Origin of the sequence: Nocardioides ureilyticus (assembly GCF_051280745.1) — a bacterium.
Taxonomy (GTDB): domain Bacteria; phylum Actinomycetota; class Actinomycetes; order Propionibacteriales; family Nocardioidaceae; genus Nocardioides.
Window position 1 is genome coordinate 35,934 of record NZ_JBNCOG010000014.1, and the last position, 20,529, is coordinate 56,462.

Below are 20,529 nucleotides of genomic sequence, written 5' to 3' on the forward strand. Positions count from 1 at the left end.
ACGGACCACTAGGGTGCAGCCATGAGCCTGGACGTCGCCCCCGAGTCGCCCGACCGCAACCTCGCCCTCGAGCTCGTCCGCGTCACCGAGGCCGCCGCGATGGCGGCCGGCCGGTGGGTCGGACGCGGCGACAAGAACGGCGCCGACGACGTGGCCGTCAACGCCATGCGGGTGATGATCTCGACCATCGGCATGCAGGGCGTCGTGGTCATCGGCGAGGGCGAGAAGGACAACGCGCCGATGCTCTACAACGGTGAGCAGGTCGGCGACGGCACCGGCCCCGAGTGCGACGTCGCGGTCGACCCGATCGACGGGACCACGCTGACCGCGAAGGGCATGAGCAACGCCGTGTCGGTCCTCGCCGTGGCGCCGCGCGGGTCGATGTACGACCCCTCGGCCGTCTTCTACATGGAGAAGCTCGTGACCGGCCCCGAGGCCGCCGACGTCGTGGACATCCGCCAGCCGGTCGCCGACAACATCCACGCGGTGGCCAAGGCGAAGGGCAGCCAGCCCAGCGACGTCACCGTCGTCATGCTGGACCGCCCGCGCCACGCCGAGCTGGTCGAGGAGGTCCGTGCCACCGGCGCGCGGATCAAGTTCATCAGCGACGGCGACGTCGCCGGCGCGATCATGGCCGCCCGTCCCGACACCGGCATCGACCTGCTTCTCGGCGTCGGCGGCACCCCGGAGGGCATCATCGCGGCCTGTGCGATGAAGTGCCTGGGCGGGACCATCCAGGGGCGGCTCTGGCCGACCGACGACGCGGAGCGCCAGCGGGCGATCGACGCCGGCCTCGACCTCGACCCGGACCACGTGCTGACCACCGACGAGCTGGTGACCGGCGACGACTGCTTCTTCGTGGCCACCGGCATCACCGACGGTGAGCTGATGCGCGGGGTGCGCTACCGCGCCGGGGGCGCGACGACGCACTCGCTGGTCATGCGCTCGCGCAGCGGCACGATCCGCTCGATCACCAGCGAGCACCGTCTCGAGAAGCTACGCGCTTACTCCGCGATCGACTTCGACCACTGAGGCGAGGGCGGTCCGGCGCTTGAGCGCCGAGACCACGTGGTCGATGACCCGCGGGTCGACGGCCATCCCGATGTGGGAGGCGGTCACCTCGACCTCCTCCGCGGAGGGGTCGATGCAGGCGCGCCAGTCGACGATGCCGTCGCGGCGGGAGAAGATGGCGGTGAAGGCGACGTCGTCCGGGACCGCGGCGCGGCTCTCCTCGAAGCTCTGGCGCGCACAGTCGCCGGCGACGCAGTCCGCCGACATGAGTCCCGGGACGCCGGCCTGGCTCAGCCGCACGAGGACGTCGACGCTGCGCGTGAGGAAGCCGTGGTGGGCGCCCGGCGCGAGCATCGGGCTGCCCATGGTGACGATCCCGGAGACGAGGTCGGGCCGGCGTACGGCGACGCCGCGGGCGAGCATGCCGCCGAGGCTGTGGCCGACGATCTGCACGCGCGTGCCGCGGCGTGCGGCGATCGACTCCAGCCGCGCCTCGAGCTGCGCGGCCGCCTCGAGGGTGCAGCTGATGTTGGCGTGGATCTGGGAGCGGTAGGTCCGGAAGCCCTGGTCGCGAAGGGCCCGGCCCATGAACGACAACGACGTGTCACCGGCGAGGAAGCCCGGCACCAGCAGCACCGGGTCGGCCAGGCGGGCGGGGACCCGCGTCGCGTACGGCGTCGCGCGGCGCGACCGGCGCGCCGCCCGCGACCGGACGGCGTAGCGCCCTGCCTCGGCGACCAGGCTGGCCTCCCGCAGCACCGCGACGATCGGCGGCGGGGAGAACCCGTCGGGAAGCAGGAACGCTCCCAACGCCTGGCGCGATGTCGTCTGGGTCACACTTTTACGTTACCCAGAAGTCAGCGGAAGTATGGGTTTCAACGGACGACTCGCGTCCGCTGTGGACCAGAATCCCCCGGTCGGGGGGTCGCCATGGCCCACCTGGGCACCCCTGGCGCGCTCTGGTTGACTGACAGGCATGCCTGCCAGATCGTCCCGTGACCGTGCCGTGGACACCTCGGCGGAGCTGTTCGCGCCGGTACGCCCCGATGTCGAGCTCTGCTACCAGACCTTCGGCGACCCCGACGACGAGCCGCTGCTCCTCGTCATGGGCCTCGGCGGCCCGATGACCTGGTGGCGCGCCGACCTGTGCGAGCTGCTGGCCCGTCAGGGCTTCTACGTCATCCGGTACGACAACCGCGACGCCGGCCGCTCCTCCCGCGTCGAGGGCCGCGTCGGCCGGGTCACGCTGGCGCGGGCCTTCGCCGGCGGCCGGGTGCGCCCGCCGTACACCATCTCCGACCTGGCCGCCGACGGCTTCGGGCTCCTGGACCACCTGGGCATCGACGCCGCGCACGTCGCCGGGGTCTCCATGGGCGGCATGATCGTGCAGACCATGGCGATCGAGGAGCCCCGGCGGGTCCTGTCGCTGACCAGCATCATGTCGACGACCGGCAAGCGGACCGTCGGCTGGCAGCACCCGAACCTGCTCCCCGCGCTGATCGGCAACAGGCGCGGCTCCCGCGAGGCCTACGTCAAGGCCAGTCGGCAGATGTGGCAGCTGATCGGGTCACCCGGGTTCCCGGAGCCTGAGGAGGAGACGACCGCTCGTGCGGAGGAGACCTGGGACCGCGGCGTCACCACGGCCGGGGTGATGCGGCAGATGCTCGCCATCGTCACCCAGCCGAACCGCAGCGCGCGGCTGCGCAGCGTGCGCGTGCCGGCCCTGGTCATCCACGGGCTCGCCGACCGGATGGTGCACGTCTCCGGCGGCCGCGCCACCGCGGCCGCCATCCCGGGCGCGGAGCTGCTGCTGATCGACGGCATGGGGCACGACCTCCCGCCCGCCCTGGAGGAGACCTTCGCGGCGGGCATCCGGCGTACCGCTGACCGGGCGCACTGACCGGGCGCGCTGACCGGGGCCTCCGCAGCTGGCCCGCCGGACCAGTCCAGGGCCACTCCGGGGCCACCCATAGGTGTGAGGACCGGCACAGCGGGGCACAACGTTCTTCACAGGACGGACGGAGGCCCCATGACGCCACACCCACCACGCCCGCGACGCGCCCGGCGCGTGCTCGCCGGCACGGCCGCCCTCGCCTGCGCCTCTGCCCTCCTCGCGGGGTGCTCGGGCGGCGACGAGGGCAAGCCGACGTTGAACTGGTACATCAACCCCGACGGCCAGGCGACCCAGGGCGAGCTGGCCGAGAAGTGCAGCACCGACCAGTACGACATCGCGGTCCAGCTGCTGCCGACCAGTGCCACCGACCAACGCACCCAGCTGGCCCGCCGCCTCGCGGCGAAGGACAGCTCCACCGACCTGATGAACCTCGACCCCGTCTTCGTGCCGGAGTTCGCCAACGCCGGATGGTTGCTGCCCTTCGAGGGCGACGTGGCCGACGAGGTGCTCGGCGACGACGTCCTCGACGGCGCAGCCGAGACAGCGGTCTGGGAGGACGAGGTCGTGGTGGCTCCTCAGTGGGCCAACACCCAGGTGCTCTGGTACCGCAAGTCACTGGCCGAGGCGGCCGGGCTCGACATGAGCCAGCCGGTCACCTGGGACCAGGTCATCGAGGCGGCGGCCACCGAGGGCGGCTCCGTCGGCGTCCAGGCGAACCGCTACGAGGGGTACGTCGTCTGGATCAACGCGCTCGTCGAGGGAGCCGGGGGCGCCATCGTGGAGGACACCGAGGCCGGCCGCGAGGCGGACGTGACCATCGACTCCGAGGCGGGCCGCGAAGCCGCCGCGGTCGTCGCGAAGCTCGCCGACTCCGAGGCCCGGCAGCCCGACTTCACCACGTCGAACGAGGGCACCAGCCTCGGCCGGATGTACCCCGACGACGGACCCGGCGAGTTCATGGTGAACTGGACGTTCGTCTACAAGAACTACGAGGGCCTCATCGGCCAGCCCGGCGGCCCCGCGGGCCAGGAGGCCTTCGAGGACCTCGGCTGGGCGCGCTACCCCCGGACCGTCGAGGGCGAGGAGTCCAGGCCCCCGATCGGCGGGATCCATGTCGGCGTCGGGGCCTACACCGAGAACCCCGAGTTCGCCCAGGAGGCCGCGGCCTGCCTGACCTCGCCGGAAGCGCAGACGGCCCTCGCGGTCAACGAGGGACTGATGCCCTCGCGCGCCTCGGTCTACGACTCCGACCAGCTGACCGAGGCCTACCCGGCCGACCTGCTCGACCTCTACCGCACCAGCATCGACACGGGCGGACCGCGGCCGAAGAGCGCGTTCTACTCCCAGATCTCGAGCGCTGTGCAGTCCTCGTGGCACTCCCCCGAGGGCGTCGAGCCCGACACCACGCCGGATGAGTCGGCGGAGTTCCTCAACTCGGTCCTCAGTGGGGAGGCACTGCTGTGAGCACCACTGCGATCCAGACCGCGACCCGGGAGGACCAGGAGACCGCGCCGCGCGCTCCTGAGTCCGACCGCGCGAAGGCCGAGAACTCCCTCGGCCACAAGCTGGTGGCACCGGCCATCGTGCTGATGCTCCTGGTCACCGCCTTCCCGATGCTGCGGGCGCTGTACCTGTCCCTGTTCCAGTACACCCTCACCGCGCCGGAGGAGCGGGAGTTCGTCGGGCTGAACAACTACCTCGTCGCGCTGACCGACCAGCTGTTCTGGCGCGACACCCTGAACACGGTGATGATCATGGTCATCACCGTGGCCGTCGAGCTGGTGATCGGCTTCGCGTTCGCGATGGTGATGCACCGGCTGATCTTCGCGCGGGGCGTGGTCCGGACCTCGATCCTCATCCCCTACGGCATCATCACCGTCGTCTCCGGCTTCGCCTGGCAGTTCGCCTTCTCCAACACCAACGGCTTCGTCAACGGCTGGCTGCCGTTCATCGAGGAGAACTTCAACTGGTTCGGCGAGTACGGGTCCTCGATGATCGCGATCATGGTCTCGGAGATCTGGAAGACCACGCCGTTCATGTCGCTGCTGCTGCTCGCCGGCCTGGCGCAGGTGTCCGAGGACATGCTCGAGGCGGCGAAGGTGGACGGTGCGACCTGGTTCCAGCGGCTGTTCAAGGTGATCCTGCCCAACATGAAGGCGGCGATCATGGTGGCGGTGCTCTTCCGGGCGCTCGACGCCTACCGCATCTTCGACAACATCTACGTGATGACCGCCGGCGCCAACGGCACCGAGTCGATCTCCTTCCTCACCTACCGGCAGGTGATCGAGCAGTTCCAGCTCGGCATCGGCTCGGCACTGTCGGTGCTGCTGTTCCTCTCGGTGCTGGTGGTCGCCTTCCTCATCGTGAAGCTGTTCCGCGTCGACCTGGCCTCGGCCCGACAGGAGTGATGGACGTGAAGAACCGCATCGGCCTGATCCTGGGCATCACGCTCGTCCTGCTCTGGTGCCTGCTCCCGGTGGCGTGGATCATCTCGCTCTCGTTCAAGTCCCAGCAGTCGATCACCAACGGCAACCCCGGCTTCCTGCCGTCCGAGGGCACGTTCGCCGGGTGGAGCAACTACTCCGACGTCCTCGCCGACGACCAGTTCCGCCGGGCGATCCTCAACTCCCTCGGCATCTCGCTGATCGCCACGACGCTCTCGGTCATCATCGCGACCCTGGCCGCGTACGCCGTCGCGCGGTTGGAGTTCAAGGGCAAGAAGTTCGTGCTCACCACGGCCCTGGTGATCGCCATGTTCCCGGTGGTCTCGCTGGTCGGCCCACTGTTCGACATGTGGCGGACCTTCGGGATCTACGACACCTGGATCGGGCTGATCATCCCGTACATGTCCTTCACGTTGCCGCTGGCGATCTGGACGCTGTCGGCCTTCTTCCGGGAGATCCCCTGGGAGATGGAGCAGGCCGCCCAGGTCGACGGCGCGACCTCGTGGCAGGCGTTCCGGAAGGTGATCGTCCCGCTGGCGGCGCCCGGGGTCTTCACCGCCGCCATCCTGACCTTCTTCTTCGCCTGGAACGACTTCGTCTTCGGCATCTCGCTCACCTCGACCGAGCAGGCCCGCCCGATCCCGGCGGCGCTGTCGTTCTTCGTCGGGCCCGACCCGTTCAGCCGCCCCGCGTCGCTCCTCGCGGCCGGCGCGGTCGTCGCCACGGTCCCGATCATCGTCATCGTCCTGCTGTTCCAGCGCAAGATCGTCGCCGGCCTCACCTCCGGCGCAGTGAAGGGTTGATCCGCCATGGCTGCCATCACCATGAAGAACATCGTGAAGAAGTACGGCGACGGCTTCCCGGCCGTCAACGACGTGTCGATCGACGTGCAGGACGGCGAGTTCATGATCCTCGTCGGCCCGTCGGGGTGCGGCAAGTCGACGCTGCTGCGGATGATCGTCGGTCTCGAGGACATCACCGACGGTGACATGCTCATCGGCGACCGCCGGGTCAACGACCTGGCGCCCCGCGACCGGAACCTCGCCATGGTGTTCCAGAACTACGCGCTCTACCCCCACCTGTCGGTCTTCGAGAACATCGCCTTCCCGCTGCGGCTGGCGGGGGTGTCCGACGACGAGGTCGACCGCAAGGTCCGCGAAGCCTCCGCCACCCTGGAGCTCGACGAGCACCTCGACCGCAAGCCGGGGAACCTCTCCGGTGGCCAGCGCCAGCGCGTCGCCATGGGACGCGCCATCGTCCGCGACGCCGACGCCTTCCTCTTCGACGAGCCGCTCTCCAACCTCGACGCCAAGCTCCGCGGCCAGATGCGCACGGAGATCTCGCGGCTGCAGAAGCGGCTCGGCATCACCACCGTCTACGTCACCCACGACCAGACCGAGGCGATGACGCTCGGGGACCGGGTCGCCGTCCTCAAGCGCGGCGTGCTCCAGCAGCTCGCCTCCCCGAGGGAGCTGTACACCAACCCGGCGAACCTGTTCGTCGCCGGCTTCATCGGGTCCCCGCCGATGAACTTCCTGCCCGCGACGGTCTCCGGCTCGTCGGTCGAGCTGCCCTTCGGCACGGTCGAGGTCCCGGCCTCCAAGCTGGAGGGCGTGCCCGAGGGCAAGCTGCTCATCGCCGGCATCCGGCCCGAGCACTTCGAGGACGCCTCGGTGCTCGAGGACTCCCGCCGCAGCAGCGGGTCGACCTTCCGGACCACGGTCGACGTCGTCGAGTGGCTGGGCAACGAGGCCTACGCCTACATCCCCTTCGAGGCCGACGACGCCGTGCGGGAGCAGCTCACCCAGCTCGAGCGCGACCTCGACGGCGAGGCCGTGCGCAACCAGCTGGTCGTCTCGCTCGACGGCTCCAGCAGGGTCGCCGAGGGCGACGAGGCCGAGATCTGGGTCGACTCGCGGCAGATGCACCTCTTCGACCCCGAGACCGGCGACAACCTCACGATCGACCTCGAGCGGGCGGGACGCGTGCCGGCCAAGGAGGACCCGCAGGCGATGGCACAGGCCGAGGAGGTCGCCGCCGAGGCCGCCGCGCACTGACCCGTCAGAACCTCGGTCAGGGCCTCGGTCAGGGCAGGGGCGGCCGCTCGGGGCCCTTCAGCCGGCTACGGCGCTCCTTGGGCGGGCCCTTGCGGGTCACCGTCACGCCGGCCATCAGCGCGACGCCCTTGATCCGCACGACCGGGGAGTCGGCGTCCAGCTGCGCCTCCACCCGGTCCCGGCCCTGCTCGAAGGCGCCCATGATGCCGATGCCGTCGACCACCACGTGCGTCCGCTCGTCGACGATGACGTCGATCCCCGCCCAGAAGGCGCCGCAGTTGATGACCGTCTCGGGCGCGGAGAAGACCGCCTCGCGCAGGTCGAGCTGGATGCCGCCCATCACGGCGTAGGCCTGGTGCGTCGGCCCGATCTGCCAGACGCCCTTGCGGTCACAGGCACCCATGATCGCGATCGAGGTGTCGTGCTGCGGCGCGGTCGAGGGCACCGTCGGACGCGGACGCCGAGCGGGCACGCCCGCCGTGTCCGGCAGCACCGGCGTGGCGGCGGTCGGCAGGTCGGCGAGGAGCGGCACGAGGTCGGCGTACACCTTGGCGGCATAGGCGGACTCCAGCCGCTCGTCGAGCTCCTCGAGGTCGAGCCGGCCCTCGCCCGCGGCGTCACGCAGCACCTCCGCCACCCGGTGGCGGTCGGCGTCGGAGACGCGCAGCCGCGAGGGATCGGACATGCCGGCGTCCTCGGTGCGGTCCTCCATGCGGCTCAGCCTAGACCGAGGCCTATCCTTGCGGCTCGTGGCCGACGCAGCTGAGTTCCGATACTCCGACCTCCTCCCCCTCGGGCCCGACGACACGCCGTACCGGCTGGTGACGACCGAGGGCGTCTCGACGGTCGAGGTCGACGGCCAGACCTTCCTCAAGGTCTCCCCCGAGGCGATCCAGCAGCTCACCCGCGAGGCGATGCACGACATCGCCCACTACCTGCGGCCGGCGCACCTGGCGCAGCTGCGTCGGATCATCGACGACCCCGAGGCGTCGGGCAACGACCGCTTCGTGGCGCTGGACCTGCTCAAGAACGTCAACATCTCCGCGGGCGGGGTGCTCCCGATGTGCCAGGACACCGGCACCGCGATCGTGATGGGCAAGAAGTCCGAGGGGGTGCTCACCGGCATCGACGACGGCGAGGCGATCTCGCGGGGCGTCCACGACGCCTACACACAGCTGAACCTCCGCTACTCGCAGCTCGCGCCGCTCACGACGTACGAGGAGAAGAACACCGGCACCAACCTGCCGGCGCAGATCGAGATCTACTCCACCCCGCAGGTCTCGACCGGCTCGACCGGCGAGAAGCAGCCGGAGTACAAGTTCCTCTTCATGGCCAAGGGGGGCGGGTCTGCCAACAAGTCGTTCCTCTTCCAGGAGACCAAGGCCGTCCTCAACCCGACGCGGATGCTGGAGTTCCTCGACGAGAAGATCCGCTCGCTCGGCACGGCCGCCTGCCCGCCGTACCACCTGGCGGTCGTCATCGGCGGCACATCGGCGGAGTACGCCCTGAAGACCGCCAAGTACGCCTCGGCGCACTACCTCGACCACCTCCCGACGGAGGGGTCGATGTCCGCGCACGGCTTCCGCGACCTCGAGCTGGAGCAGCAGGTCTTCGAGCTGACCCAGTCCTTCGGCATCGGCGCGCAGTTCGGCGGCAAGTACTTCTGCCACGACGTGCGGGTCGTCCGGCTGCCGCGCCACGGCGCGTCCTGCCCCGTCGCGATCGCCGTCTCGTGCTCGGCCGACCGGCAGGCGCTCGGGAAGATCACCCCGGACGGCGTCTTCCTCGAGCAGCTCGAGACCGACCCGGCGCAGTACATGCCCGACGCCGGCATCGCCGACGAGATCGCCGGCGGGCAGGTCGTCCCGATCGACCTCAACCAGCCGATGAGCGAGATCCTCGCCGAGCTGCGCAAGCACCCGGTCAAGACCCGGCTCTCGCTGACCGGCCCGCTGGTCGTCGCGCGCGACATCGCGCACGCCAAGATCAAGGAGCGCCTCGACGCAGGCGAGGAGATGCCGGCGTACCTGCGCGACCACCCGGTCTACTACGCCGGCCCCGCCAAGACGCCGTCCGGCATGGCGTCGGGCTCCTTCGGCCCGACCACGGCCGGGCGGATGGACTCCTACGTCGAGCAGTTCCAGGCCGCGGGCGGGTCGATGGTGATGCTCGCGAAGGGCAACCGCTCGAAGGCGGTCACCGACGCCTGCCAGGCCCACGGCGGGTTCTACCTCGGCTCGATCGGCGGCCCGGCCGCGCGGCTCGCCCAGGACTGCATCAAGAGCCAGGAGGTCCTCGAGTACCCCGAGCTGGGCATGGAGGCCGTCTGGAAGATCGAGGTCGAGGACTTCCCGGCGTTCATCGTCGTCGACGACCAGGGCAACGACTTCTTCAGCGACCCCTCGGGCGCGGTGACCGTGCCGGTCTCCGGGCTGCGAGTGCGCTCGGCGCAGTAGCCGGCGGGGCGTCATACGGGCCGAGCAAGCGGGTGCTCCGTCCGTATGACGTCCCAGTCGGCCGTCAGTGGAGAGATTTCACGCAGCGGGACGGCTCCCGGCGGCCAACGCCCGCTCGATCTGCCCGTAGAAGACGTCCGGCTCGAGCCGGAGCCCGAGCAGAGGGACCCTGAGCACCCGGTCGCCGGCGAGGACGAGGTCGTTCTGCCGCACGGCGTCGGGGACCACCTGCTCGACCCAGCCGTGGTGGATCCCATCGATCTCCACGACGACACCGTGGTCGGGCCAGCAGAGGTCGAGGTAGTAGCGGCCTCCGGTCCCCCGCCGCAGCACCTGGCGGGTCGGTGCGGGAATGCCTCGTCTGGCGAGCTCGCGGACGACCTCTGCCTCGTCGAGGGTCCGCGCGCCATCGAGGAGGTCGGCCACGACGGCGTGGACGAGCGCTCGTCGGCGGTCACGTCGGATGCGGAGCGCCTCCCGACCGAGCATCTCGGCGGTCGCGAGCCCCTGCTGCACCGTCGACGTGAGGACGTACGTGGCCTGCCGGTCGGTCGCGACCCAGAGCGCGGCACGGACGGCCGCCGTGGCCGGTCGGGTGCGCGGGACCCCGGCCCTCACCAGGTCCTCCGCGGACCAGCGGCGCGTCTGCCTGATGTCGTACAGCGGCGTCCTGCGCACTCGCGCGCCGCGCGGCACGGACACGCGTATCCGCTCGACCTCGTACCGCTGCAGGCCGCCGGCGACCAGGGCTGCCGCCCCGTCCAGGCACGCCCGGGGACCGCCCTGGAACACCGCCGCCCACCGGTGCCCGACGTCGCTCACCACGCCGTTGTGGAGACAGACGGACTGGTCCCCGATCAGCTGCCACCGCCGAGCACGGACCTGCCCGCGGAGCTGCCACCGGGTGACACCCAGGCGGTAGACCTGCCGCCGCGACACGACGCCACCCTGCTGGGCTGCCAGCGCGAGGGCAGCGGCGACGGCCGGGGTGTCGGGCGACGTGGCAGCGGGCATGCCCGCACCCTCGTGCCGTCCACCCCCACCGTGGGCGCCCTGGCGGCACGGCTGTGGGTGGTGGTGCGCGGACGCGCGTGGTGGACGGGTCCGGGCCCCCACCGGATGTCATCCAGATCGAGCCAGCGGGTGCTCCGTCCGCATGACGTCCCGGAGAGCGCCTCGGCGGAGGCCACCCGGTCACGCGTGGCGGTTAGACTCCTTGTTGGCGCGCGGCTTGGCGTTCGGGCCGGCCTCGACGCCCTCGCCGTCGGCGTCGTGCGGCTGGTCCGGGTTGCCGGCGACACCCTGGTCGTCGGAGATCGGCTGGTCCTGCGCGGCGGGGTCCATCGAGGCCACCTCGGAGACCTGGCCCCCGTCGCGCTCGGTCTGCTCGCTGGTCGGCTTCTGTTCAGTCATGCCGGTCTAGTACCCCCGGAGCCCGCTGCTAGGCGGGCTCCCGGCACGCTCCTCAGCGAGCCTCAGCAGGCGCGGCTGAACCGGCTGCTCACCTCGTACCACTGCGACCAGTCGGCCGAGGCGTCCGCGCGGTAGCGGGCCTGGGCGATCACCAGGACCGATCCGCCGCACCGCACCTTGGCGGTGTGGTAGCGGGTGCGCGCCCCGGGTGCGAGGTCTCGTGCCCCGCGGTAGACGGTCTTCTGCTTGCCGCCCATCCGGTAGGCGAGGCGGACCTGGCGCTCGCCGTCGGAGTCCTCGACCCGGCGGAGCTGCACGAAGGCGCGCGCCTGCTTGGCCGCGGGCGGCGAGACGCGGCCCTGCAGGTCACCCACCGGGCTGCTCCAGGGGCCGTACGACGGCGCCGCCGCGGCCGGGCTCGACCCGACCAGTCCGACGGTGGGTACGACGAGCATGACCAGGGCCACGAGGGTCCGGAGGAAGCGTGCCACGATGACTCCTTGACGACGGCGTTGCGCGGGCCCGTGCCTCGCGCCCGCGGGTACAACGAACGAGTCGCGGAGGAGCAACGCCCCAGATGCAACCGGCACCCGGAGGGCCCGTCGAGGTGGCCCGCAGCGAGTCCGCCCGCGGAGAGCTCGTGCTCCGCGAGCGACGCGAGGGCGGTCCGGCGGTGCTGGAGCTGCGGGCCAACGGCGTCTTCGTCATGGACACCGCCGAGACGACCACCGAGCGGGCGCTCGCCTCGGCCGCGCTCGCGCTCGTCGACGAGCCACGGACCGTGCTGGTCGGCGGCCTGGGGCTGGGCTTCACGCTGCAGGAGGTGCTCACCGACCCGCGGGTCGAGCGCTGCACGGTGGTCGAGATCGAGGAGTCCCTCGTCGGCTGGCTGCGCGACGGCACGGTCCCCCACGGGCCGGCGCTCCTCGCCGACGAGCGGGTGCAGGTGGTCGTGGCCGACATCGCGGTCGCCCTCGCGGCGGCCGGCGCAGCGTCGTACGACCTGGTGCTGCTCGACGTCGACAACGGGCCCGGCTACCTCGTCCACGACGCCAACGCCGCCCTCTACCGCGAGCCGTTCCTCGACACCGTCCGCCGGGTGGTCCGGCCCGGCGGCGCGGTCGTGGTCTGGTCGGCCGACGAGGCGCCCGAGCTGGAGCGGGCGCTGACCGCCGTCTTCGGCGACGCCGAGGCCCGCCCCCACGGCGTCAGCCTGCAGGAGCGCGACGAGCACTACTGGCTCTACGTCGCGCGGGTACCGGCCGGCACGTGAACGACGCGAACTCCAGCCCCGGCGACCACCGCACCGAGCGCGACAGCATGGGCGAGGTCCAGGTGCCTCGCGATGCCCTGTGGCGCGCCCAGACCCAGCGGGCAGTGGAGAACTTCCCGATCTCGGGCACACCGATCGAGCCGGCGCTGATCCACGCGATCGGCCGGGTCAAGGCGGCCGCCGCCCGCACGAACGGCGAGCTCGGCGTCCTGGAGGCCGCGCAGGCCGAGGCCATCGAGGCGGCCGCGACGGAGGTGGCCGAGGGGCGCCACGACGCCGAGTTCCCCGTCGACGTCTTCCAGACCGGCTCCGGCACCAGCTCGAACATGAACGCCAACGAGGTCATCGCCTCGCTCGCGACCCGCGCCGGCACGGAGGTCCACCCCAACGACCACGTCAACGCCAGCCAGTCCAGCAACGACACCTTCCCGACGGCCATCCACGTCGCCGCCGCCCTCGCGGTGACCGGCGAGCTGCTTCCCGCGCTCGACACGCTGGCCAGCAGCCTGGAGGCCAAGGCCGAGGAGTTCGCCGGGCTGGTCAAGTCCGGTCGCACCCACCTCATGGACGCGACCCCCGTGATGCTCGGCCAGGAGTTCGGCGGCTACGCCGCGACCGTCCGGTACGCCGCGGAGCGGCTCGAGTCGGTGCTGCCCCGCGTCCGCGAGCTCCCGCTGGGCGGCACCGCGGTCGGCACCGGCATCAACACCCCGCCCGGGTTCGCCGCCCGGGTGATCCAGGTGCTGGCCGAGACGACGGGCGCCCCGTTCACCGAGGCCCGCAACCACTTCGAGGCGCAGGGCACCCGCGACTCCCTCGTCGAGCTGTCCGGCGTGCTCCGGACGATCGCGGTGGGCCTCACGAAGGTCTGCAACGACCTGCGCTGGATGTCCTCGGGCCCGACCACGGGCCTGGCCGAGATCCACCTCCCGGACCTGCAGCCGGGGTCGAGCATCATGCCGGGCAAGGTCAACCCGGTCCTGCCGGAGGCCACGCTCATGGTCTGCGCGCAGGTCGTCGGCAACGACGCGGCCGTCACGTTCGCCGGCGCGAGCGGCAGCTTCGAGCTCAACGTCGCGATGCCGGTGATGGCGCGCAACGTGCTGGAGTCCGTCCGCCTGCTGTCCGCCTCGAGCACCGTGCTGGCTCGCCGCTGTGTCGACGGGATCACCGCGAACGCCGAACGGATGCGCCAGTACGCCGAGTCCTCACCGTCGGTGGTCACGCCGCTGAACAAGTACATCGGCTACGAGAACGCCGCGAAGGTGGCGAAGCAGGCGCTGGCCGACGGCGCGACGATCCGGGAGACGGTCCTCCGGCTCGGGTACGTCGAGCGGGGCGAGCTGACCGAGGCACAGCTCGACGAGGCGCTCGACGTGGAGTCGATGACCCATCCGTGAGATGGGCCCGCCACCGCCGGGAATATACCCCCTGGGGGTACCGGTTGTGGCGTCATCCCACGCACGAGAAGGAGGCCCGACTGCCATGACCGATCACGACGCCGCGACGCACCACGGCCACGCCGCCCACGAGCACGGCACCCACGAGCACGCCGCCCAGGGCGCCGGCTCGAACCGCACCATGGCCGTCTCGGCGACCCTGCACTGCCTGACCGGGTGCGCCATCGGCGAGATCGCGGGCCTGATGATCGGCACCGCCATCGGGCTGAGCACCGGCTGGACGATCGCGCTCGCCGTCTCGCTCGCCTTCCTCTTCGGCTACCTGCTCTCGACGCTGCCGCTGGTCAAGGCGGGCCTGGGGCTCGGCGCCGCGCTCAGCGTCGTCTTCGCCGCCGACACGCTCTCCATCGCCACCATGGAGGTCGTCGACAACCTGGTCATGGCCGTGTTCCCCGGCGCGATGGAAGCCGGCTTGGTCAACCCGGCGTTCTGGCTCGGGATGATGGTCGCCCTCACCGTCGCGTTCTTCGCCGCCCTCCCGGTCAACCAGTACCTGTTGCAGCGGGGCAAGGGGCACGCGCTCACCCACCACTACCACCACGGCGCTGCCGAGGCGACGGGCGCACGGCGGTTCATCCCGTCACTGGCGACGCCCGCCCTGGTCGCCGCGATCGTGGCGTTCCTGCTCGGCGGCCTGGTGGTGTCCGTCGCCGCGGGCACCGGCGACGAGGGCGAGGACCGCGGGGGTCACGCCTCGATGTCGGCGCGGCCCTGACGCTCACGTCACGGCCGAGTGCCGCTCAGTACCAGTTGTTCCCCTGCTTGAAGGACCACGCGTTGCACGGCGAGCCGTAGGAGTCGCGGATGTAGCCGAGACCCCACCGGATCTGCGACGCGGCGGACGTCATGTAGTCGGCCGGCAGGTCGTGGAGCTGGGTGAGCGCCTGCGGGATGCCGTACGCCGAGGACGTCGGGTTGTCGGCGTCGATGCGCCAGTCGCTCTCGCTGACCCACAGCGAGTCCAAGCAACCGAACTGGTCGGCGGAGAACCCGAACTCGGGCAGCATCGCGCGGGCGATCTCGCGGGGGTCGGCGTCGGAGAGGTCCTCCGTGGCCGTCATGGCCCTGGGCGTGGCATCTCCCAGCGCCGCCTCCTTGGCGGGGTCCGTGCCCTCGCGCCGGTCGGAGGAGCGCGACACCGTCCCGGCCGCACGGTCCTCGAGCAGGCCGCTGCCGGCACCGGCACGCTGGTCCGCGGCGGCCAGCGTGGCGTCGTCACCGGGAGCCGAGACGTCCGTGGCCGCACTCACTGCACCCGGGCTGCTCAGGACACCGCTGGAGACCGCAGCGCCGGTCGCGGCGACGGCGACCCCGGAGAGCACCGCGGTGGTGCGCAGCGCCTGGCGCGGAGCCCGCGTGAGCCGAGGCTCCGGTGCGCGACGGTGCTTCGGGACGTGCTTGACGTGCTTGGGCAGCGCTTTCGACACAGGAAGGTATCCGGGAGGTAGAGGCCTGGTGACGGCGACACCATGCCGCACTTGGCGCGGGCCCGCAAAAGGAACCGGCCGAGATCACCCCACCAGGCCAGGAGGGACGACGATCGGCCACGCCACACCAGTCACAGCTTCCCCATCAGGCTCGGCAGGCTCGACCACTGCCACCCGCGGGGGGCCGGCCCGATGCGTCGTACGCATCGGACCGGCCCCCACCACGACGGGCGCTTCCGCCTCCCTAGAGGGTGACGTTCTCCAGCATCTCGGTGACCAGGGCGGCGATCGGCGAGCGCTCCGAGCGCGTCAGCGTCACGTGGGCGAACAGCGGGTGCCCCTTGAGCTTCTCGATGACCGCGACCACGCCGTCGTGCCGCCCGACGCGGAGGTTGTCGCGCTGGGCGACGTCGTGGGTGAGCACCACCTTGGAGTTGGCGCCGATCCGCGAGAGGACGGTCAGGAGCACGTTGCGCTCCAGCGACTGCGCCTCGTCGACGATCACGAAGGCGTCGTGCAGCGAGCGGCCGCGGATGTGGGTGAGCGGGAGCACCTCGAGCATCCCGCGGTCGAGGACCTCCTCGATCACGTCGCGGGTGGTCATCGCGCCGAGGGTGTCGAAGACCGCCTGCGCCCAGGGGCCCATCTTCTCGGCCTCCGAGCCGGGCAGGTACCCGAGCTCCTGGCCGCCCACCGCGAAGAGCGGCCGGAAGACCACGACCTTCTGGTGCTGGCGACGCTCGAGCACCGCCTCCAGCCCGGCGCACAAGGCCATCGCCGACTTGCCGGTGCCGGCCCGTCCGCCCAGGGAGACGATGCCCACCTCCGGGTCGAGCAGCATCTCGAGGGCGATCCGCTGCTCGGCCGAGCGGCCGTGGACGCCGAAGGCCTCGCGGTCGCCTCGCACCAGGTGGATCCGCTTGTCCGGGCCGACCCGCCCCAGGGCGGTGCCCCGGTCGGACAGCAGCACGAGCCCCTGGTGGCAGGGGAAGTCACGGGCCGCGTCGTGGTCGATGACGCCGTCGTCGTACAGCTCGTCGAGGTCGGCGGCGGCCACGTCGAGCTCGGCCATGCCCGAGTACCCGGTGTCGGAGTCGCTGATCGACTCGGCGCGGTACTCCTGCGCGTCGAGCCCGACGGCGGACGCCTTGATCCGCAGCGGCAGGTCCTTGGAGACCAAGCAGACGTCGCGGCCCTCCTCCGCGAGGTTCTTGGCGACCGCGAGGATGCGCGTGTCGTTGTCGCCGAGGCGGAAGCCCGAGGGCAGGGAGGCCGGATCGGTGTGGTTGAGCTCCACCCGGACCGTGCCGCCCTCGTCGCCGACCGGCACCGGCTCGTCGAGCCGCCCGTGGGTGATCCGGAGCTCGTCGAGCATCCGGAGCGCGCTGCGCGCGAAGTACCCGAGCTCCGGGTGGTGCCGCTTCCCCTCGAGCTCGGTGATCACCACCACCGGGAGGACCACCTCGTGCTCGGCGAACCGGCGGATGGCCCCCGGGTCGGCCAGCAGGACGCTGGTGTCGAGGACGTAGGTGCGGATGGCGGGGACCTCCGCCGGCGTGCTGGTGGTCCGGGACTTCTGAGCCTTCTGCTGGGCCGTCGTGGTCGGCACGGTTCACCCCTCATGGACCGGCACGCGCACTCGACGCCCGGCCCTAGCTGTTGCAGACGGACCGGGACCGGGCCCGAGGACCGGAGTGCCGGCCCCCTTGCGCACGGCAGGGGTCATCCTGACGTGCACTGCAGTCGTGAACGTTCACGATCGGGCCTCCCGAAGCTGCGAGCTTCCCCACTCGCCACTGCCCGTGAACGTACGCCGCTGCGCCGATCGTGTCCGGCGACACGCCCGTCTGCGGGGTGAACCTTGGGTGACCAGCGACCGTGCGGGAGCGCCACCTCGACCGTGCGGGGGTGCCACCTCGACGGCCAGGAACCGCCCTTCGACAGGCTCAGGAACCGCCCTTCGACAGGCTCAGGAACCGAACCGGCGCTCGCGCTGGGCGTAGGCGCGGATGGCGCGGAGGAAGTCGACGCGCCGGAAGTCGGGCCAGTAGGCCTCGCAGAAGTAGAACTCCGACTTCGCGCTCTGCCAGAGCAGGAAGCCGCCGAGCCGCTGCTCTCCGGAGGTGCGGATCACGAGGTCCGGGTCGGGCTGGCCCTTGGTGTAGAGGTGGTCGGCGATGTGCTCGACGTCGATGATCCCGGCGAGCTCCTCGAGGGTCGTGCCGCGCTCGGCGTGCTCATGGAGGAGGGAACGGACCGCGTCCGCGATCTCACGCCGGCCGCCGTACCCGACGGCGATGTTCACGAGCATGCCGTCGACCTCGCGGGTCGCCTCGGCCGCGGCCTTGAGCCGCTCAGAGGTCGAGGTGGGCAGCAGGTCGAGCGCCCCCACGGGGTGCAGCCGCCAGCGCCGCTGGGCGACCAGGGCGTCGACGGCCTCCTCGATGATCCCCAGCAGCGGCGCGAGCTCCGCCGCGGGGCGGTTCAGGTTGTCGGTCGAGAGCAGCCACAGCGTGACCACCTCGATCCCCACCTCGTCGCACCAGCCGAGCAGCGGCTCGATGTTGGCGGCCCCGGCGCGGTGGCCGTGGGCGGTGTCGCGACCGACGGCCCGGGCCCACCGGCGGTTGCCGTCGAGCATCACGCCCACGTGCTTGGGGAGCTGCTCAGCGGGCAGTCGGCGCATCATCCGGGCCTCGTACGCCGGGTAGAGCACCCGCCGCAGGCCCCGCTTCCAGTCCGCCACGACAGCAGGCTATCGGCCGTCGGAGCACCGGCCGGTAACTTTGAGGCATGACTCGAGCAGACGACGTGCGCGCCGGCTTCGAGCACCTGGGCGACCAGATCCACGACAGGGTCGCGGAGATCAAGCCCAAGCTGCGTGGCTGGCTGCACCTGGCCACCGCCCCGCTGACCCTCGCGGCCGGGATCGTCCTGGTCGCCCTCTCGCCGACCGCGGTCACGAAGATCGGCTCGGCGATCTTCACCGGGACCGCCCTGCTGCTGTTCACGGTGTCGGCGATCTACCACACCGGCACGTGGTCACCGCGGGTGTGGGCGTTCCTGCGGCGCTTCGACCACTCCAACATCTTCCTGCTCATCGCCGGCTCGTACACCCCCTTCGCGCTGATCCTCCTCGAGGGGACCGAGCGGAGGGTGCTGCTGACCGTGGTGTGGGCCGGCGCCCTGCTCGGCGTGGGCTTCCGCGTGTTCTGGGCGGGCGCCCCGCGGGGGCTCTACGTCCCGATCTACATCGCGCTCGGATGGGCCGCGATCTTCTTCATCCCGGACCTGCTCAGCGGCGCGCTGGAGCTCGGGGTGGGCGTGGGCGTGGCCACCTTCGTGATGATCGTCGTGGGTGGCGCCCTCTACACCCTCGGCGGCATCGTCTACGGCTTCAAGCGGCCGAACCCCTGGCCGCGGTGGTTCGGCTTCCACGAGGTCTTCCACAGCTTCACGATCCTCGCCTTCATCGCGCACTACGTGGGCGTCTCGATGGCGACGTACGCCTTGCGCTGAGTCCGCCGCTGGGGTGCGCCACCCGTCGCGGCGTACCGTGGCAGGCATGGCCACCATCGAGCTGACCACGGCGAACTTCGAGGAGCAGGTGACCGGCAGCGACATCCTGCTGGTCGACTTCTGGGCGAGCTGGTGCGGTCCGTGCCGGCAGTTCGCGCCGACCTACGAGGCCGCCTCCGAGCAGCACACCGACATCACCTTCGGCTCCGTCGACACCGAGGCCCAGCAGGAGCTGGCCGCGGCAGCGCGGATCACCTCGATCCCGACCCTGATGGCGTTCCGCGACGGCATCCTGGTCCACGCCCAGCCCGGGGCGCTGCCGCCCCAGGGGCTCGAGCAGCTGATCAGCGCGGTGCGCGGTCTCGACATGGACGAGGTGCGCCGCAAGGTGGCCGCCGACCAGGGCGGCGCCGAGTCCTGACGATCACGGGCCCGGCCGACGCCGGGCCCGCGGACCCGGCTCAGGACGGGTCGACGGTGACCGTGGCGCGGATGAAGGCGTGGTCGGTCGAGGCGGGGATCGGCGCGCCGTAGTCGACGACGTGGCCACTGAAGGTCACTCCCCCGACGCCCATGATCTTGTCGATCTTGATCGGCCCGGCACCCACGCAGGAGGCCGGCGTGGCGCCGTTCGAGCCGACCATCCCGGTCGCCGCCGACACCCGGCAGCCGAACTCGGTCTTCTCGTTGGTGTCCCCGACGAGCAGCACCGGGTGCCCGGTCGCGCGCAGCTGGTTGACGAGCGCGATCTCCGCGTTCGTCGCGCTGTCGCGGTCGGCTTCCTGGTCGCGGGGCGAGTTGTGGATGTCGATCACCCAGAACTGCCCGCCCGTCGCCAGGTCCCGCAGCAAGACGTAGGGGATCGGCCGCAGCTGGTGGTCGAAGCGGGTGATGATCGAACCGGTGTCGACCAGCGCGAAGAGGTCGTTGCGCCAGCCGATCTGCAGCCGGACCCCCTGGTTGCCCAGCGACTGCCCCGGCCAGATCGTCCAACCGGGCAGCCGCGCCTGGAGCACCGCGAGCTGGTCGTCCTGGACCTCCTGCAGCCCGACCAGGTCGACCCCGCGGCCGATGATCGTCGAGGCGTGCATCGCTGCCCGGCCGGTGCCGTTGGGCCGGTGCTGGCTGCCCTGGACGTTCAGCGTGCCGATCTGGAAGGTGAAGGGCGCGAGGGTGGAGGTCACCGACAGGTCGCCGGCAGCCGCCTCAGCCGCCTGGGCCGTCTCGCCCAGGGCCGCCACCGCGCGGCGGGAGGACGTGCCCGTCGCCCGGCGCAGCGGCTCGCCCGCCTCCACGACCCGGTACGCCGGGGGCTCGGGGCGCGCGATGCTCTCCCGGACGGCGTCGCGCGAGAGCCGGTCAGCGCGCACCTGCACCTCGGCGCCGGCCACCTCCGCCGGAGCACCGACGGCGATCGGCACGCGCACCTCTCGCGGTGCGAGCGACAGACCGGCGACCACGGCGAGACCGGTCAGCAGCAGCGCGACGGCCAGGATCAGGGGGACAGCAGGACGGCGACGCACCGGACGAGGATACCGAGCCGGCGCCCCCGCCGCCGACGGACTGCCGGATCGA

At 71.5% G+C, this 20,529-nt stretch carries 21 protein-coding genes; 12 read left to right on the forward strand and 9 right to left on the reverse strand.

Annotation, left to right across the window (positions count from 1 at the left end):
* The first annotated feature begins 21 nt into the window (after positions 1 to 21).
* Positions 22 to 1,032 (forward strand): class II fructose-bisphosphatase, encoded by a 1,011-nt coding sequence (gene glpX / locus ACSMHG_RS09750; protein WP_435744225.1) that lies wholly within the window; start codon positions 22 to 24, stop codon positions 1,030 to 1,032.
* Here the strand turns inward: glpX and ACSMHG_RS09755 are convergent.
* Positions 997 to 1,848, reverse strand: coding sequence for an esterase/lipase family protein (locus tag ACSMHG_RS09755; protein WP_435744227.1), 852 nt, complete (start codon positions 1,846 to 1,848; stop codon positions 997 to 999). The genes glpX and ACSMHG_RS09755 overlap by 36 nt on opposite strands.
* Positions 1,849 to 1,987: 139 nt before the next feature.
* Between ACSMHG_RS09755 and ACSMHG_RS09760 the strand changes: the two genes are divergently transcribed.
* The 5 genes from ACSMHG_RS09760 (at position 1,988) to ACSMHG_RS09780 (ending at position 7,406) form a co-directional block, all read left to right on the forward strand.
* Positions 1,988 to 2,911, forward strand: a complete 924-nt coding sequence (locus tag ACSMHG_RS09760) for an alpha/beta fold hydrolase (RefSeq protein WP_435744230.1) — start codon at positions 1,988 to 1,990, stop codon at positions 2,909 to 2,911.
* Positions 2,912 to 3,079: 168 nt separating this feature from the next.
* Positions 3,080 to 4,369 carry an extracellular solute-binding protein gene (locus ACSMHG_RS09765; protein WP_435744232.1) on the forward strand — a complete coding sequence of 430 codons (1,290 nt, stop codon included), beginning with the start codon at positions 3,080 to 3,082 and terminating at the stop codon, positions 4,367 to 4,369.
* The gene (locus ACSMHG_RS09770) at positions 4,366 to 5,313 is read left to right on the forward strand and encodes a carbohydrate ABC transporter permease (RefSeq protein ID WP_435744234.1); all 948 of its coding nucleotides are present in this window, start codon (positions 4,366 to 4,368) and stop codon (positions 5,311 to 5,313) included. Before ACSMHG_RS09765 ends, ACSMHG_RS09770 begins: the two co-directional genes overlap by 4 nt.
* Before the next feature lie 5 nt (positions 5,314 to 5,318).
* Entirely contained in the window at positions 5,319 to 6,152 is an 834-nt protein-coding gene (locus ACSMHG_RS09775; RefSeq protein WP_435744237.1) for a carbohydrate ABC transporter permease, read from the forward strand.
* Between the two features lie 6 nt (positions 6,153 to 6,158).
* Entirely contained in the window at positions 6,159 to 7,406 is a 1,248-nt protein-coding gene (locus ACSMHG_RS09780) for an ABC transporter ATP-binding protein (protein ID WP_435744240.1), read from the forward strand.
* A gap of 28 nt (positions 7,407 to 7,434) precedes the next feature.
* Here ACSMHG_RS09780 and ACSMHG_RS09785 read toward each other — a convergent pair whose 3' ends face one another.
* Positions 7,435 to 8,118 (reverse strand): DUF1707 SHOCT-like domain-containing protein, encoded by a 684-nt coding sequence (locus ACSMHG_RS09785; protein WP_435744243.1) that lies wholly within the window; start codon positions 8,116 to 8,118, stop codon positions 7,435 to 7,437.
* A 37-nt stretch (positions 8,119 to 8,155) separates the two neighbouring features.
* On the opposite strand from ACSMHG_RS09785, the gene ACSMHG_RS09790 reads away from it, so the two are divergent.
* Entirely contained in the window at positions 8,156 to 9,862 is a 1,707-nt protein-coding gene (locus ACSMHG_RS09790) for a fumarate hydratase (protein WP_435744246.1), read from the forward strand.
* A 78-nt stretch (positions 9,863 to 9,940) separates the two neighbouring features.
* On the opposite strand, the gene ACSMHG_RS09795 is transcribed toward ACSMHG_RS09790, so the two are convergent.
* The 3 genes from ACSMHG_RS09795 to ACSMHG_RS09805 form a co-directional block, all read right to left on the reverse strand.
* Positions 9,941 to 10,876, reverse strand: coding sequence for a putative endonuclease domain-containing protein (locus tag ACSMHG_RS09795; protein ID WP_435744248.1), 936 nt, complete (start codon positions 10,874 to 10,876; stop codon positions 9,941 to 9,943).
* Positions 10,877 to 11,056: 180 nt separating this feature from the next.
* Positions 11,057 to 11,275 (reverse strand): hypothetical protein, encoded by a 219-nt coding sequence (locus ACSMHG_RS09800; protein WP_435744250.1) that lies wholly within the window; start codon positions 11,273 to 11,275, stop codon positions 11,057 to 11,059.
* Positions 11,276 to 11,337: 62 nt separating this feature from the next.
* Positions 11,338 to 11,766 (reverse strand): hypothetical protein, encoded by a 429-nt coding sequence (locus tag ACSMHG_RS09805; RefSeq protein ID WP_435744252.1) that lies wholly within the window; start codon positions 11,764 to 11,766, stop codon positions 11,338 to 11,340.
* 86 nt (positions 11,767 to 11,852) lie between these two features.
* Between ACSMHG_RS09805 and ACSMHG_RS09810 the strand changes: the two genes are divergently transcribed.
* From ACSMHG_RS09810 to ACSMHG_RS09820, 3 genes are all read left to right on the forward strand, one after another.
* On the forward strand, positions 11,853 to 12,548 hold the full coding sequence (locus tag ACSMHG_RS09810; RefSeq protein WP_435744253.1) for a spermine/spermidine synthase domain-containing protein: 696 nt from the start codon (positions 11,853 to 11,855) through the stop codon (positions 12,546 to 12,548).
* Positions 12,545 to 13,948 (forward strand): class II fumarate hydratase, encoded by a 1,404-nt coding sequence (locus tag ACSMHG_RS09815; RefSeq protein WP_435744256.1) that lies wholly within the window; start codon positions 12,545 to 12,547, stop codon positions 13,946 to 13,948. The genes ACSMHG_RS09810 and ACSMHG_RS09815 overlap by 4 nt, the downstream gene beginning before the upstream one ends.
* A gap of 85 nt (positions 13,949 to 14,033) precedes the next feature.
* Positions 14,034 to 14,723 carry a DUF4396 domain-containing protein gene (locus tag ACSMHG_RS09820; RefSeq protein ID WP_435744259.1) on the forward strand — a complete coding sequence of 230 codons (690 nt, stop codon included), beginning with the start codon at positions 14,034 to 14,036 and terminating at the stop codon, positions 14,721 to 14,723.
* A gap of 25 nt (positions 14,724 to 14,748) precedes the next feature.
* Here ACSMHG_RS09820 and ACSMHG_RS09825 read toward each other — a convergent pair whose 3' ends face one another.
* From ACSMHG_RS09825 to ACSMHG_RS09835, 3 genes are all read right to left on the reverse strand, one after another.
* Positions 14,749 to 15,435 (reverse strand): aggregation-promoting factor C-terminal-like domain-containing protein, encoded by a 687-nt coding sequence (locus tag ACSMHG_RS09825; protein WP_435744261.1) that lies wholly within the window; start codon positions 15,433 to 15,435, stop codon positions 14,749 to 14,751.
* A gap of 244 nt (positions 15,436 to 15,679) precedes the next feature.
* Positions 15,680 to 17,044, reverse strand: a complete 1,365-nt coding sequence (gene phoH2, locus ACSMHG_RS09830) for an RNA 5'-3' helicase PhoH2 (RefSeq protein WP_435744263.1) — start codon at positions 17,042 to 17,044, stop codon at positions 15,680 to 15,682.
* A 360-nt stretch (positions 17,045 to 17,404) separates the two neighbouring features.
* The gene (locus ACSMHG_RS09835) at positions 17,405 to 18,181 is read right to left on the reverse strand and encodes an isoprenyl transferase (RefSeq protein WP_435744265.1); all 777 of its coding nucleotides are present in this window, start codon (positions 18,179 to 18,181) and stop codon (positions 17,405 to 17,407) included.
* A gap of 47 nt (positions 18,182 to 18,228) precedes the next feature.
* Here ACSMHG_RS09835 and trhA point away from each other — a divergent pair, with 47 nt between their 5' ends.
* Positions 18,229 to 18,954, forward strand: coding sequence for a PAQR family membrane homeostasis protein TrhA (gene trhA / locus ACSMHG_RS09840; RefSeq protein WP_435744267.1), 726 nt, complete (start codon positions 18,229 to 18,231; stop codon positions 18,952 to 18,954).
* A gap of 46 nt (positions 18,955 to 19,000) precedes the next feature.
* Positions 19,001 to 19,375 carry a thioredoxin gene (gene trxA, locus ACSMHG_RS09845; protein WP_435744269.1) on the forward strand — a complete coding sequence of 125 codons (375 nt, stop codon included), beginning with the start codon at positions 19,001 to 19,003 and terminating at the stop codon, positions 19,373 to 19,375.
* A 40-nt stretch (positions 19,376 to 19,415) separates the two neighbouring features.
* Here the strand turns inward: trxA and ACSMHG_RS09850 are convergent, their stop codons facing one another.
* Positions 19,416 to 20,477, reverse strand: a complete 1,062-nt coding sequence (locus ACSMHG_RS09850; RefSeq protein WP_435744271.1) for an endonuclease/exonuclease/phosphatase family protein — start codon at positions 20,475 to 20,477, stop codon at positions 19,416 to 19,418.
* Positions 20,478 to 20,529: the final 52 nt, after the last annotated feature.

Coding starts and splice junctions, on each gene's coding strand:
- glpX (WP_435744225.1), top strand. CDS start 22: ATGAGCCTGGACGTCGCCCCCGAGTCGCCCGACCGCAACCTCGCCCTC.
- ACSMHG_RS09760 (WP_435744230.1), top strand. CDS start 1,988: ATGCCTGCCAGATCGTCCCGTGACCGTGCCGTGGACACCTCGGCGGAG.
- ACSMHG_RS09780 (WP_435744240.1), top strand. CDS start 6,159: ATGGCTGCCATCACCATGAAGAACATCGTGAAGAAGTACGGCGACGGC.
- ACSMHG_RS09785 (WP_435744243.1), bottom strand. CDS start 8,118: ATGGAGGACCGCACCGAGGACGCCGGCATGTCCGATCCCTCGCGGCTG.
- ACSMHG_RS09795 (WP_435744248.1), bottom strand. CDS start 10,876: ATGCCCGCTGCCACGTCGCCCGACACCCCGGCCGTCGCCGCTGCCCTC.
- ACSMHG_RS09800 (WP_435744250.1), bottom strand. CDS start 11,275: ATGACTGAACAGAAGCCGACCAGCGAGCAGACCGAGCGCGACGGGGGC.
- ACSMHG_RS09810 (WP_435744253.1), top strand. CDS start 11,853: ATGCAACCGGCACCCGGAGGGCCCGTCGAGGTGGCCCGCAGCGAGTCC.
- ACSMHG_RS09820 (WP_435744259.1), top strand. CDS start 14,034: ATGACCGATCACGACGCCGCGACGCACCACGGCCACGCCGCCCACGAG.
- trhA (WP_435744267.1), top strand. CDS start 18,229: ATGACTCGAGCAGACGACGTGCGCGCCGGCTTCGAGCACCTGGGCGAC.
- trxA (WP_435744269.1), top strand. CDS start 19,001: ATGGCCACCATCGAGCTGACCACGGCGAACTTCGAGGAGCAGGTGACC.